Origin of the sequence: Pseudochryseolinea flava (assembly GCF_003286915.1) — a bacterium.
Classification (GTDB): Bacteria; Bacteroidota; Bacteroidia; order Cytophagales; family Cyclobacteriaceae; genus Ohtaekwangia; species Ohtaekwangia flava.
On the sequence record NZ_QMFY01000008.1, the window covers coordinates 82,938 to 95,699 of the forward strand.

Sequence of the window (12,762 nt, forward strand, 5' to 3'; positions counted from 1 at the left end):
TATGGATTTCCAACAGGAATATATCGAGGAAGCGAAACAGGTGCTGAAAAGCCTTGAGCATTCATTACTGGAGCTCGAAAAGTCACCTGACCCTGATCAAGTCAACAATGTGTACCGATACTTGCATACCATAAAAGGAAGTGCAGGCATGTTTGGCTATGATCATGTCGAAAGACTGTCTCATGAATTAGAAGATTTATTCTCTGATGTCCGTGACGGTATTCGTCAACAAGATGATTTCATGCTAGACCTTACACTGCATGCGGTCGATATATTGCGCGACCTGTTGGATGGCAAAGATGTAGTTCGGGAGTCGGAGAAAATTATTGAAAGCATTGCGACAATCAAAGGTACTGCGGCTTCCGGTAAAGGTGGGAGAGGTGCCGAGGTTGTAAATGGTTATGTAGTCATTCTTCGTCCTGATGAAAATATCTACAAACGGGGTATCAATTTTCAAGGTGTTCTTGATGATATTCAGGAACTCGGTGTGTGTGAATTTATGATTCACAATGAAACAGTGCCTTTTGAACGGCAGCTTTCTGAGAAGCGTATTACGTCATGGTTTGAAATTATTCTGGCGTCCACAAAAAGTTTAGACGAGGTCAAAGAAGTCTTTCTATTCATGAAGGAAGCTGAATACGTTGTTCTGGCTATTACCAGCATCGATTTGTTTTCATCGGCGGAGTATAAAGCTTTTATCGCATTGTCACCGGAGATGATTGATGCGCGTGAGCGTATGGCCAGACAGTTAATCCCGACGTTATCCGCGTTAGCGGAGCCATCGGTTGTGCGGGATGATGCGAAGACCGACGACGCAGTTTCTGTGGATGATGCCGACGAAGAAGAGCAGCAAACAACAACCATAAAGAAATCAAAACGTGGTGGGCATGTAAGTGTGTCTACGCAAAAGTTGGATCAACTCATTAATATCGTGAGTGAGTTAGTAATCTTTAGATCAGAGATACAACATCTGATGGGCAACAACCAACGTCCTGAGATTGCTGAAGCAATTGAGAAGTTAGAAAGTCTAACCTTAAAGCTGCGCGATTCTGCTTTTAATATTCGCCTTGTCCCGTTGAATATCCTCAATGTAAAGCTTCAGCGATTGATCCGTAGTGTTTCAAAGGACTTGGGTAAAGAAATTGAATTCATTACCGAAGGACTGGATACAGAGCTGGATCGAAGTATGATCAACGCGCTGGAAGCACCTTTGATGCACATCATTCGCAATGCTATTGATCACGGTATCGAGAAGCCCGAAGAGCGTGAACGCCGGAATAAACCCCGTAAAGGATTATTGAAATTCTATTCGTACAACAGTGGTGACCATGTGTTCATTCAATTGCAAGATGACGGCAATGGTATTGATTTCGACAAGATCAAAGCGAAGGGAATCGAAAAGGGGCTGTTAAATAAAGGCCAACAGTATTCCGAGAAGGAGTTGCTAAACGTAATGATGAGTCCTGGCTTTTCGACTGCTGACAAAGTCACAACGGTGAGCGGAAGAGGCGTAGGCATGGATGTGGTGAAGAAGGAAATTGCGGCCATTCGCGGCGATATTGAAGTGAGTACCGAGAAAGGTTTAGGATCTATTTTTACACTGCGACTACCATTGACGCTCACTGTGCTGGATACACTTGTTGTGAATGTAAATGAAAGCAAATATTTGATACCGATCAGTGAAGTCGAGTTTTGCTACCAGGAAACGTATACCAAATTGTTTGCGAAGAAAAGTCGTCAAGTGAATTATGAAGGGCAGCTGTTGCCATTCGTTTCATTGCGCGAGTATTTTGGAGACGACTCATATCCAGCGGAAGGAACTGTGATCATTATTAATAAAAATGATACACGAATGGCCGTGGTGGTAGATAACATTGTAGGGAAACTGCAGACCGTATACAAACCATTGAATAATATTTTGCAAGATGTAAATTGTTTCTCAGGTGCATCCATTTTGGGAGATGGTAGTATGGCGCTCATCTTGAACGCGCTGAAGTTAAATCAATAACATAAACGCGATGATGTCACAGATGAGTGAGGCCCTTCCATCACACCGCAAGATCAGCGATGAACAGTTTGCATTTCTAGCAAAGTATTTATCGTCAAAGTATGGACTACGTGTACCGCCCGAAAAACGCATTCTGTTGGAGTCTCGGTTGATCAGCCGATTGAACTCCTTGAAGTTTGATTCGATTACAGAGTATCTGGATTATGTATTTAAATCGAAGGAGGCGCACCACGAGTATCAGTTATTCGTCGAGCAAATCACGACGCATAAAACGTTTTTCTTTCGGGAGGCATATCAGTTTGATTATCTTACGAAATTACTTCCTGACTACACGCAAAAGGTCGGTGTAAATCACGTTGTCAATATCTGGAGTGCGGGCTGTTCGACGGGCGAAGAAGTTTACACGTTAGGGATGGTATTGAATGAGAAACGAGCAACAATGCCGCATTTGGATTTTCGCATTACGGGTACCGACGTGTCGGTTCCTTCTTTGAAAAAGGCGGCTAAGGGATTATATTCCATTATTGAATCAGAGAATATTCCTGATAACTTGAAGACGAAGTACTTTAATAACCAAATGACGGCACACGGACCGATGATAAATTTTAGTAATCGTGAAGTTGTAGCGAAGATTCGTTTGGGGGTCTTGAACTTAAACAAGAAGCACTACAATCTCCCGAATACGTTTGATTTTATCTTTTGTAGGAACGTGATTATTTACTTCGATGCGAAGACGCGAAGTGAAGTCCTTGAGCGAATGGTAGAACGTTTAAGACCTGGTGGCTATTTGTTTTTAGGTCATTCCGAAACAGCGCTTGGTACTAATCTGCCTTTGAAAAGTATTCAACCAACCATCTATCAGAAAATATAATATACGCTGCATGAGTACGATTAAAGTTTTGATAGTTGATGACTCCGCCATTGTCCGACAGACGTATCGGTCACTCCTAGAGACTGATCCAGGAATAGAAGTGATTGGAACAGCGGGTGATCCCTACATTGCTGTGCAAAAAATCCAAAAGGAAAAGCCAGACGTGATTACATTGGATATCGAGATGCCACGCATGGATGGGCTTACATTTCTTAAAAAAATTATGACGCAGGCGCCGATGCCTGTTGTGGTGATTTCGGATCAAACGCTGAAAGGTGCGGATGTTGCCCTTCGGGCATTGGAGATAGGTGCTGTTGACGTAATGACGAAACCGGGATTATCGAATGCCGTGGAGATTGAAGAATCGCGAATTCGTTTAGTCGATAAAGTGAGGTCTGCCTACTACGCCAAGAAGACAACGCGTAAACCGGAAGTTCCACTTCCTTTTGTAAGAGCAACACCGCGACCGGCGGAACAAAAGCCGGTGACACGTTTAGCACCCGTCCAGTTTTCGTCTCAGTCAATCATTGTTATAGGCGCATCAACGGGTGGGACAGAAGCCGTTCGTGAATTCCTAGAAGTATTGCCAGCAAATATGCCTCCGATTTTAATCGTGCAACATATGCCGGAGAAATTTACGGCGAGTTTTGCAAAACGTCTCGATGAACTTTGTGCTTTGCGTGTAAAGGAAGCCGAAGATGGTGAGGCTATTTTGGCGGGTACCGTATACGTTGCGCCAGGAAGCCATCATATGACAGTGCGCGGCCATCAAGGTAAATTTTACATCAAAACATTTCAGGGTGAATTGGTAAACCGACATCGCCCATCCGTGAATGTATTGTTTCATTCTGTTGCTGAAGCAAAGGGTAAACATGCTGTAGGTGTTATCATGACAGGCATGGGCGACGATGGTGCGACGGGAATGTTGGCGATGCATCAAAAAGGTGCTTATACCATTGCGCAAGACGAAAACTCGTGTGTGGTCTTTGGTATGCCGCAAAAAGCCCTTCTTGCTGGCGGTGTTTCGAAAGTGCTGCCACTTCAAGAAATCTCGAAAGAGGTCTGCGAACGGATTGGCGTCGCTGTTGTTTAAATTTTTAACGCAGCATTTTGTACGCGCAAGTCAAGTAATTTACGATCTTAGGGAATGTCATTGTTGTATTCGATTACATCAAGTGGAGCCCGCTTTGCAACTTCGAAACTCGATAGGCGCAACATCATTCTTGCAAATTATATTGCACTCATCACAGCATTTGCATCTGTGAGCATGATCATTGGCCGCTCTCTTTTTGCCACTTTCCATTGGGATCTTGCCGTAACTTTGTTCTTTGGTATTATTCTACTGCTCTCGCCCATACTTTTTAATTATCTCGGATTTACGGCACTCAGCCGCATCGCTATATCGTGGATCCCAACCCTGTATCAACTGTATGCTACCATTGAAGCACTACATTACGCACCAATGTACGAGACGTCGACTTACGTTGGGTTAAGATTCTTAATGTTATCGTTTTCATTGTTGCCTTTTCTAGTCTTCGATCTTCGTGATAGAAAGTTATTACTCGCCCTCGCGTTGCCAGTGTGTGTGCTTGTATTTTATGATCCGATATTAACGTTGTTTGATGTTGGGTATGGAAGTTCCGGTCTTGCAGAATCTACATACTACTTCAATAATGTGAGGACGATTATTGCATTTTCGATTTTAGCCGCGGGTGCTTTTTTTCTCAAGATGCTGGTGGAGCGAAATGAACGACTTAACGAATCACTGATCGCCGAGCTTGCCAATAAAAGCGAATTCATTCAAAAACAAGCTGCTGATGAAGTTCATCAATTAAATCAACAGTTGTCGTTAAATCTTGAACAACTTACGGAGCGCGAATTTATTTTAAATCAGTCGCAGCGCATTGCAAAGATCGGAAGCTGGGAATATAATCTGGTTACACGCTCGTTGTTCTGGTCCGATGAAATGTATAACATGTTCGGCCTCGATCGTAGTTTTAATGTTAACGCTGAGAATTTGTATCAGCGTTTGTGGGAGCGTGAGGGCGAATTATTAGACATGGCCAACAAGACCTTACTGACGAATGGCCAGACGTATGATTTGACTGTTCGTACGACCACGCCGTTGGGCTACACGAAATGGCTACGCGTCTATGGTTATCCGATAATTGAAAACAACACCATTACCGGTGCGCGGGGTATTTGTCACGATGTAACTTTTTACAAGGAAGCGGAAGAAAGAATTCGCGTAAGCGAAAAAAGATATTACTCGCTATTTGAACAAGCCTCAGATGCAATCCTGGTCACCGATTTTAAGGGGAACCTGACAGATGCAAATGCTAGCTTGTGTAAGATGTTCGGCTACAGTAAAGCAGAGATACTGCGACTTAATATTGTCGATCTGATTGCAGAAGACGAGACTTCAAAATCATCGTTCAACTTCAATAGGATTTCCGATGGTGAACATGTTTTTTCTAATCGCCAAATGCTTCATAAGAATGGATCGCGTCTTGAGGTGGAAGCAAATGTTAAGAAGTTTGATGAAGATGCGATTATGGCCATTGTGCGCGACGTCACCGAACTAAGGAAAGTTCAGCGCCAAGTTGAAATCAGTGAGGCGCGCTTTCGGAGTGCTTTTGAGTTCTCTGGTGTCGGAATGGCGCTGGTTTCGTTGGAAGGAAAGTGGATTAAGGTTAATCGTGAACTTTGCGATATTACAGGATATGAACTTGATGAGCTGTTGAATTTGTCCTTTCAGGAAATCACCTATCCTGAAGATCTCTATAATGATTTAAAATTCTTGCAACAGGCCAGGGCAGGAGAGATCGAAACTTACCGTGTTGAGAAACGATATCTACACAAAAATGGATCGCTCGTTTGGGTGAATCTAAACGTATCCCTGATCAAGGATTCTCAAGGCAATCCTTTATATTTTGTTTCGCAGATTGAGAATATCACAGAGAAGAAAATTGCGCAGGAAGAGCTGATGCTATCGCAAGCAAATTTGAATGCGACGATAAACAATACGGAAATATTAATTTGGTCTGTTGATCGTGAGTTTAAGTTGATTACATTCAATCGACCTTTCGCGGAATATATACTTGAAACGTATGGCTTGATCGTTGAAACCGGCGCACGCGTTTTCGGACGGCAAGATACTCCCGAGGCTCACGCGATGACGAAGAAATGGCAAGAAATATACCTTCGTGCACTCGCAGGTGAAATTGTTACCCTTGAAGAAAATCGCTTCGGTCGCGATTTGAAATACTCATTGAGTCCTATTATCGAGAATAAGAAAGTTGTTGGCGTTAGCGTGTTCGCAGATAATATTACAGAACGTAAAGCACGAGATCGGGAATTGTTGGAAGCGCAACAGAAAATTGGTGAGCTTAAGCTCATGGCATTACGTTCGGTAATGAATCCCCATTTTGTTTTTAATGTGTTGAATTCTATTCAATTCTTTATTACTAAAAATGATAAGCTTAATGCCATTAACTATTTGTCGACATTTTCTAAGTTGGTTCGTGGTGTGTTGAATCATTCTGTCAGTAATAAAATTCGTCTTTCGGATGAACTCGAAATGCTGAAGAATTATATTCAATTGGAGATGACGCGATTTGAAGATAAATTTCATTTTGTGTTGGAAGTTGATCCTAATGTTGATCAAGACGGTATTGAAATTCCGTCGCTATTGATTCAACCCTATGTGGAAAATGCAATTTTACATGGACTATACAATAAAGTAGAACAGGGAACATTAACGGTTCGTGTGAGTGAAGACAACGACATACTGATATTTGAAATTGAAGACGATGGTATCGGGCGAGATGCCGCCATAAAACTTCGTCAAAAGAATTTTCCGTCGCATAAATCGATGGGGATTAAACTCACGGAAGAAAGACTGAGACTTATCAACGAACAACATAATGTGTCGCTGCAGGTTGAGGACTTATATGATGATCAACGCCCTTCAGGCACCCGCGTGCGCATTGGAATTAACATCGCATAGGGCAACTAAAATAAATAGGGCAAGTCGATTGACTTGCCCCAGTCTACTAGTTGGCTTTAACCTACATCACCTGATTGCGCAGGCAATGCGAGCAATTAGAAAACAGGATTATTGGTGAAAAGTTTTACGATTCGACAACTTAAATTTTTGAAGTGTCGCTCGTAGGCTTGCTACTGCGATCTTTTAAGCAAGAATTCTATTTCTTGAGCGAGTTGCGATGTAAGCCCTGGGATTTCTGATAAGTCCTGTCCCCACAAATCTGCGCGTTTCAACGTTGCATTAGCGATACTGGTTGGATCGTTTGTTTTCCACTGTTCAGCGAAGAATTTGATCGCTGCAGGGTCGTCATTCAACGGCAACGATTCGCCGTTCCAGGATCCGCGGTAAAAACAAATAAGTGCGCCAAAAGCATGAACGAGCTTTTTAGGAAGTTGATGTTGGCGCTGATGGTATTCAAGAATGGATGGAACGACGCGTACTTTAAATTTCGATATTGAATTTAGAGCGATGCTTGCAAGCTCATGGCGAATGAATGGATTGGCAAACCGATCTTTCACATCACTGGCAAATTGCTGTAGGTCTTCATCGGGTAGATGTAGCGATGGAATGATTTCATCTTGGATGACCGATTCAACAAACGAGCACATGGCTTGGTCTTGCATGACTTCGCCGACGGTGCGCATTCCGCGCAGATACGCTACCGGAACCATTACCGTATGTGCGCCATTGAGAATTCGGACTTTCTGTGTGCGATACGAAACTAAGTCGTTTACCAATTTTACGTTCAGTCCAGCAGCTTGTGCAGGTAGTTCGTCTTTAAGTTTTTGATTTGCTTCAATTACCCACACGTAGAATGGCTCAGCCATCACTACGAGTTTGTCATCATAACCTGTTTCCGTCTCAATTTCGGCAATTGAATCTTGCGGAAATCCAGGTACAATACGATCCACCAAAGAATTACAAAATGTATTCTCGTTCAGTAGCCATTGTCGGAATGAATCGGGTAGATTCCAGTGCGCAATGTATTGCAGAATGGTATCCTTCAGGGCGTCGCCATTACGTTCGAGCAATTCACAAGGGAGTAGTATCAATCCTTTTGAAGGGTCGCCTTGAAAGAAATTGTAACGTTGATACAGCCATTGTGTGAGCTTTCCAGGAAACGTTTCGGCTACATGGTTGTTGTCGTATCCTTCATCTTTGAAGCAGATTCCGGCTTCTGTGGTATTTGATATAACAAACCGAAGTGTAGGGTTTGTGGCAGTTTGAAAGAAAGTTGTTTGATCCTCGTACGCATTTATCACTTCACGAAGGCATGTGATGAGCCTTGTTTCTTTCACTGGCTTTCCCTGGCGAATACCCTTGATGACGACATGATATAGACCATCTTGTTCGTTCACGAGCTTGCCCTTCTGCGCACTATGGGCACGTGGTTGAATTACTTGTATGTCGCCGTTGAACTCAGTTTTTTCATTGAGGATATCGATCATCCAATCGGCAAAGGCACGTAAAAAATTCCCTTCTCCGAACTGCAAAACTCTTATCGGCCGTTCTTTTGTAACGACCGATTGACGATTCAATTTTTTTAACGCCATAATCAATCGAAGTTGAAGTAGCGCTCTGCGTTGTAATAACAAATGTCGCTTACAAGTTTCCCTAGCCATTTTTCATCAGCAGGAAGCTCACCTTGTTCAACATCTTTCCCAATTAAATTGCAAAGTATTCTTCTGAAATACTCGTGCCGTGGGAAGGAGAGAAAGCTTCTTGAATCGGTGAGCATACCAATGAAACAACTTAGCAAGCCAAGATTGGAAAGTGAATTGATTTGCTTCTCCATTCCATCTTTTTGATCGAGGAACCACCATGCACTACCAAATTGCACTTTCCCTTTTACCGAACCATCGTTGAAATTACCAACCATTGTACCCATCACTTCGTTGTCGGCGGGATTGAGATTGTATAAAATCGTTTTTGCGAGTTGGTTTGTCTTATCAAGTTCGTTCAGGAATTTGGCGAGGGCTGTTGCCTGCGAATAATCGCCGATCGAATCAAAGCCTGTGTCCGGACCTAATTTGGTTAACATCCTCGCATTGGTGTTTCGAAGTGCACCAAGGTGAAATTGTTGTGTCCAACCTTTAGCATGGTACATGCGTCCTAGCGCAATCAACACTTGATATTTGAAGTAATGAATTTCCGAAACGTCAAGTTGTTGGCCTCCGATTACTTTTTGAAATAAAGTGTCAGCGTTGTAATGATTGCTGTTCAGCGGAAAGTACATGTGTTCAAGTCCGTGATCAGAAATTCTTCCACCGTTTGCATGGAAATAATCCACGCGTTTTTGAAGTGCAGTTAATAAGGTTTCGAAAGAATTAATGGTTACACCTGATGAAGCAGATAATTTCGTGAGATATTGTTTGTACGCTTCTGGATTTTCGATTGCAAATGATTTGTCGGGGCGAAATGACGGTAACACCTTTACGCTGGAGCCATCGCGCTGAATACGCTGATGAAATTCCAGGGTGTCAATAGGGTCGTCGGTTGTGCCGACCATCTTGACTTTCATCTTGTCCAGTAGCCCTTTCGTTGTAAATGCGGGTGTTTCGAGCTGCGCATTCGCCTTGTGGTAGATCGTCCCTGCGGATTCTGGTGACAATAAAGTTTTGATTCCAAAATACCGTTGAAGCTCTAAGTGAGTCCAATGATACAGCGGGTTACGCATGGTATAAGGAACTGTGAATGCCCACTGGTTGAACTTCTCTTCGTCGGTACCATTGCCCGTGATATATTTTTCATCCACGCCCAGCGTACGCATTGCACGCCATTTGTAATGGTCACCATAGAGCCAAACTTGCGTGATGTTTTCAAATTTGCGATTCGTGGCAATATCCTCTGGAGAAAGATGACAATGGTAATCGATGATGGGAAGGTCTTTCGCGTAAACATGATAGAGTGTTCGTGCGAAATCACTCTGAAGGAGAAAGTCTTCGGTTAAGAATGCTGACATGATATGTGTCGATTATTTTTTTCTGAGCGATGAACTTCTGATGATCAGTTCAGGCTTGAGAACAATTTTTTGAGGAATGAATTTTTCTGAATCTGCTGTAACTTCTTGAAGGAAAATTTCAGCAGCAGCGTTTCCGATGCGCATACTGTGTTGCTCAACGGTGGTGAGAGCGGGCTCGGTGAACGATGTAAAAGCTTCGTTACTAAAACCGACCAACGCGACATCGTCGGGAATTTTGTAGTTGTTTTCTTTCAGCACTTGCATGGCACCGAGAATACCGAGTGCACTGGCCGAAAATACGCCGTCGGGTTTCTTGTCGAGCAACTGTGTCATGCTTCTGCGACCGTCTTCCAATTGAAGATCGCTTGCCACAATTAGACTTTCGTCGTAAGTAAGACCATGTTGTTCAAGTGCGTCGCGATAACCACGAAGTCGCTCTTTGTAAATGGAGATCTTTCGTGTATTGGTAAAATGCGCGATACGCTTGCAGCCTTGTTGAATCAAATGCTCTGTTGCTTTGAACGCACCAAGGAAGTCGTCAATGACAACGTGACTAACCTCTAGTTCGTCGTTAGAACGGTCGAAAAGAATTAAGGGAATACCGCGTTCTTTTACACGGTTATAGTGATCGAAATTGAGCGTAGATTTTGAGTACGACACAATAATGCCGTCGACGCGTGCATTTAAGAGCGCATCTATCGAGGCAATTTCTTTTTCATAGCTGTCGTAGGTCTGACAGATCATGACGTTGTATTTTGCCGAGTTTGCAACTTCCTCAATACCACGGATCACAGAAGAGAAGAATGAACGATCTGCTGTGGGAACAATGACACCAATGATATTGCTTCTTCCATTACGCAGTGCTGCTGCAATATGATTAGGCTGATAGTTTAATTTTTGTGCAGCTTTTTGTACGGCTTTTTTTGTCTCAACGCTAATGCGCGGATGATCTTTCAATGCGCGCGACACCGTTGACGCCGTAATGTTTAGCTTGCGGGCTATATCATGTATCGTTGTCTTTTCTTTTTTCATAGTCGTTCATTCATTCCGATGGGCCTACGCCTCATTCGATGGTTTCCCTATGGTTGCCAATATACCACCATCCACGTAAATGATTTGGCCGTTTACAAAGTTACTCGCTGCAGAGGAGAGAAATATGGCAGCACCAACTAAATCTTCAGGATCGCCCCAACGTCCAGCAGGTGTTCGATGTATAATGAAGTCATTGAATGGGTGACCATTCACGCGTATGGGGGCGGTTTGCTCTGTTGCAAAATAGCCGGGACCGATCCCATTAACTTGGATGTTGAATTTCGCCCACTCGGTAGCAAGATTTCGCGTAAGCATTTTCAAGCCACCTTTGGCAGCAGCGTAAGCGCTCACCGTATTGCGCCCGAGTTCGCTCATCATAGAACACATGTTGATGATCTTTCCTTCCTGACGCTTCACCATAAAGCGGGCTACTTCTCTCGATACAATAAACGGTGCAACAAGGTCAACGTCGATCACCTGACGAAAATCTTCAGCTTCCATTTCCAGAGCAGGAATTCTTTTGATGATGCCTGCATTGTTGATCAGGATATCAATGGGACCAATTTCTTTTTCTATTTTTTCGATGCCTTCGCGAACAGCGGCGGCATTTGTAACGTCAAACAAGTAACCGGAAGCCTTCAAGCCTGAAGCTTCATACTCCTGTATCGCAGCTTGGAGTTTGTCGGGGAAAATGTCGTTGATGATAATGTGCGCGCCTGCTTTTCCAAGACCTTTAGCCATGGCCATACCAAGTCCGTGTGTGCCGCCTGTAATGAGCGCGCGTTTACCTGTGAGTGTGAAGAGTGATGTCATATGTGATTTATAGAAGTTCGTTAGGTTGTACTACATCCATGTCTCCATAGTCGAGATTTTCACCTGCCATTCCCCAAATGAAAGCATAGTTGCTTGTGCCAGCACCACTGTGCACTGACCAAGGCGGAGACAAAACAGCTTCATTATTTTTTATCCAGATGTGACGTGTTTCATTAGGTTCACCGATGAAATGACACACGGCCTGTCCTTGCGGAATGTTGAAATAAAAGTATGCTTCCATTCTGCGATCATGCGTATGGGGTGGCATCGTGTTCCAAACACTTCCTTGGTGAAGTTCAGTGAGCCCCATTTGAAGTTGACAAGTTTCTAACACGGAGTTCACGAGAAGTTTACGAATGGTGCGATGGTTGGAAGTTTCAGGAGAACCGATGGTGATGGTGTCCGCATCGGCGAGTGAAATTTTTCTTGTAGGATATTCACGATGTGCCGGCGAAGAATTAATGTAGAAACGCGCGCCAGCTGTTGGTTGAAAAACAACGCTTTTCGTACCGCGACTTACATAAAGTGCTTCTTTGTTTTCTAAGGTGAATGATTGGCCGTCGACGGTGACGGATGCTTTTGGTCCTACGTTAATGATGCCGAGCTCGCGACGTTCAAGGAAGAAGTTAGCTTTCAGCGCATCGATAGTTTCCAATGTTACAGCCTTTGTTTCTGGTGCTGCACCGCTTACAATAAGACGGTCATAGTGTGTGTAGACGTGATTGATTGCGTCTGTGGTGAAAAGTTTGTCGAGTAAAAATTCTTCGCGCAGTGATTTCGTGTCTAGTGTTTTGAAGTGTGAGGGGTGAATGGCGTGTCGTGTCGTGGTCATGATATGTTTTTGCGTAATCGGTTGCGCAATATATGTAAAAAGTGATAAAACAAGGGAAGGTGCAAATAAATTGCTAAAGAGTGCTGGGTAATTACATGTACCGGGAACACTTTCAATAGTTCGAAATTCGTCCAAATTCGAAGATTAATAAGTGTTCCATGATATTTTTTTCAATCGTTTGTTGACAGATTAAAAA

The 12,762-nt window shown here is 43.3% G+C and carries 9 protein-coding genes; 4 read left to right on the forward strand and 5 right to left on the reverse strand.

What is annotated here, in order from left to right:
• Window position 1 precedes the first annotated feature (1 nt).
• The 4 genes from DQQ10_RS15865 to DQQ10_RS15880 are packed head-to-tail and all read left to right on the forward strand — an operon-like array spanning window position 2 to window position 6,888.
• A complete protein-coding gene (locus DQQ10_RS15865; protein WP_112747872.1) occupies window positions 2–2,008 on the forward strand; it encodes a chemotaxis protein CheA in 2,007 nt (668 codons plus the stop codon).
• 10 nt (window positions 2,009–2,018) lie between these two features.
• Window positions 2,019–2,879 (forward strand): CheR family methyltransferase, encoded by an 861-nt coding sequence (locus DQQ10_RS15870; protein WP_112747873.1) that lies wholly within the window; start codon window positions 2,019–2,021, stop codon window positions 2,877–2,879.
• A gap of 10 nt (window positions 2,880–2,889) precedes the next feature.
• Window positions 2,890–3,972, forward strand: coding sequence for a protein-glutamate methylesterase/protein-glutamine glutaminase (locus tag DQQ10_RS15875; RefSeq protein ID WP_112747874.1), 1,083 nt, complete (start codon window positions 2,890–2,892; stop codon window positions 3,970–3,972).
• 54 nt (window positions 3,973–4,026) lie between these two features.
• Window positions 4,027–6,888 (forward strand): PAS domain S-box protein, encoded by a 2,862-nt coding sequence (locus tag DQQ10_RS15880; RefSeq protein WP_112747875.1) that lies wholly within the window; start codon window positions 4,027–4,029, stop codon window positions 6,886–6,888.
• Window positions 6,889–7,058: 170 nt separating this feature from the next.
• Here DQQ10_RS15880 and DQQ10_RS15885 read toward each other — a convergent pair whose 3' ends face one another.
• From DQQ10_RS15885 to kduI, 5 genes are read right to left on the reverse strand one after another with little or no spacing between them, the layout of a single operon-like run.
• The gene (locus DQQ10_RS15885) at window positions 7,059–8,480 is read right to left on the reverse strand and encodes a tagaturonate reductase (RefSeq protein WP_112747876.1); all 1,422 of its coding nucleotides are present in this window, start codon (window positions 8,478–8,480) and stop codon (window positions 7,059–7,061) included.
• Window positions 8,481–8,482: 2 nt separating this feature from the next.
• Complete coding sequence (gene uxaC / locus DQQ10_RS15890; protein ID WP_112747877.1) at window positions 8,483–9,889, reverse strand: glucuronate isomerase; 1,407 nt, start codon at window positions 9,887–9,889, stop codon at window positions 8,483–8,485.
• 12 nt (window positions 9,890–9,901) lie between these two features.
• On the reverse strand, window positions 9,902–10,921 hold the full coding sequence (locus DQQ10_RS15895) for a LacI family DNA-binding transcriptional regulator (RefSeq protein ID WP_112747878.1): 1,020 nt from the start codon (window positions 10,919–10,921) through the stop codon (window positions 9,902–9,904).
• Window positions 10,922–10,945: 24 nt separating this feature from the next.
• Window positions 10,946–11,734, reverse strand: a complete 789-nt coding sequence (locus DQQ10_RS15900; RefSeq protein ID WP_112747879.1) for a gluconate 5-dehydrogenase — start codon at window positions 11,732–11,734, stop codon at window positions 10,946–10,948.
• A gap of 7 nt (window positions 11,735–11,741) precedes the next feature.
• Complete coding sequence (gene kduI / locus DQQ10_RS15905) at window positions 11,742–12,566, reverse strand: 5-dehydro-4-deoxy-D-glucuronate isomerase (protein ID WP_112748042.1); 825 nt, start codon at window positions 12,564–12,566, stop codon at window positions 11,742–11,744.
• Window positions 12,567–12,762 lie beyond the last annotated feature (196 nt).

Bases quoted from the DNA above. Each gene is read 5' to 3' on its own strand.
- DQQ10_RS15900 (WP_112747879.1), bottom strand. From the start codon at position 11,734: ATGACATCACTCTTCACACTCACAGGTAAACGCGCGCTCATTACAGGC.
- DQQ10_RS15895 (WP_112747878.1), bottom strand. From the start codon at position 10,921: ATGAAAAAAGAAAAGACAACGATACATGATATAGCCCGCAAGCTAAAC.
- DQQ10_RS15885 (WP_112747876.1), bottom strand. From the start codon at position 8,480: ATGGCGTTAAAAAAATTGAATCGTCAATCGGTCGTTACAAAAGAACGG.
- DQQ10_RS15880 (WP_112747875.1), top strand. From the start codon at position 4,027: ATGTCATTGTTGTATTCGATTACATCAAGTGGAGCCCGCTTTGCAACT.
- DQQ10_RS15870 (WP_112747873.1), top strand. From the start codon at position 2,019: ATGATGTCACAGATGAGTGAGGCCCTTCCATCACACCGCAAGATCAGC.
- DQQ10_RS15865 (WP_112747872.1), top strand. From the start codon at position 2: ATGGATTTCCAACAGGAATATATCGAGGAAGCGAAACAGGTGCTGAAA.
- kduI (WP_112748042.1), bottom strand. From the start codon at position 12,566: ATGACCACGACACGACACGCCATTCACCCCTCACACTTCAAAACACTA.
- uxaC (WP_112747877.1), bottom strand. From the start codon at position 9,889: ATGTCAGCATTCTTAACCGAAGACTTTCTCCTTCAGAGTGATTTCGCA.
- DQQ10_RS15875 (WP_112747874.1), top strand. From the start codon at position 2,890: ATGAGTACGATTAAAGTTTTGATAGTTGATGACTCCGCCATTGTCCGA.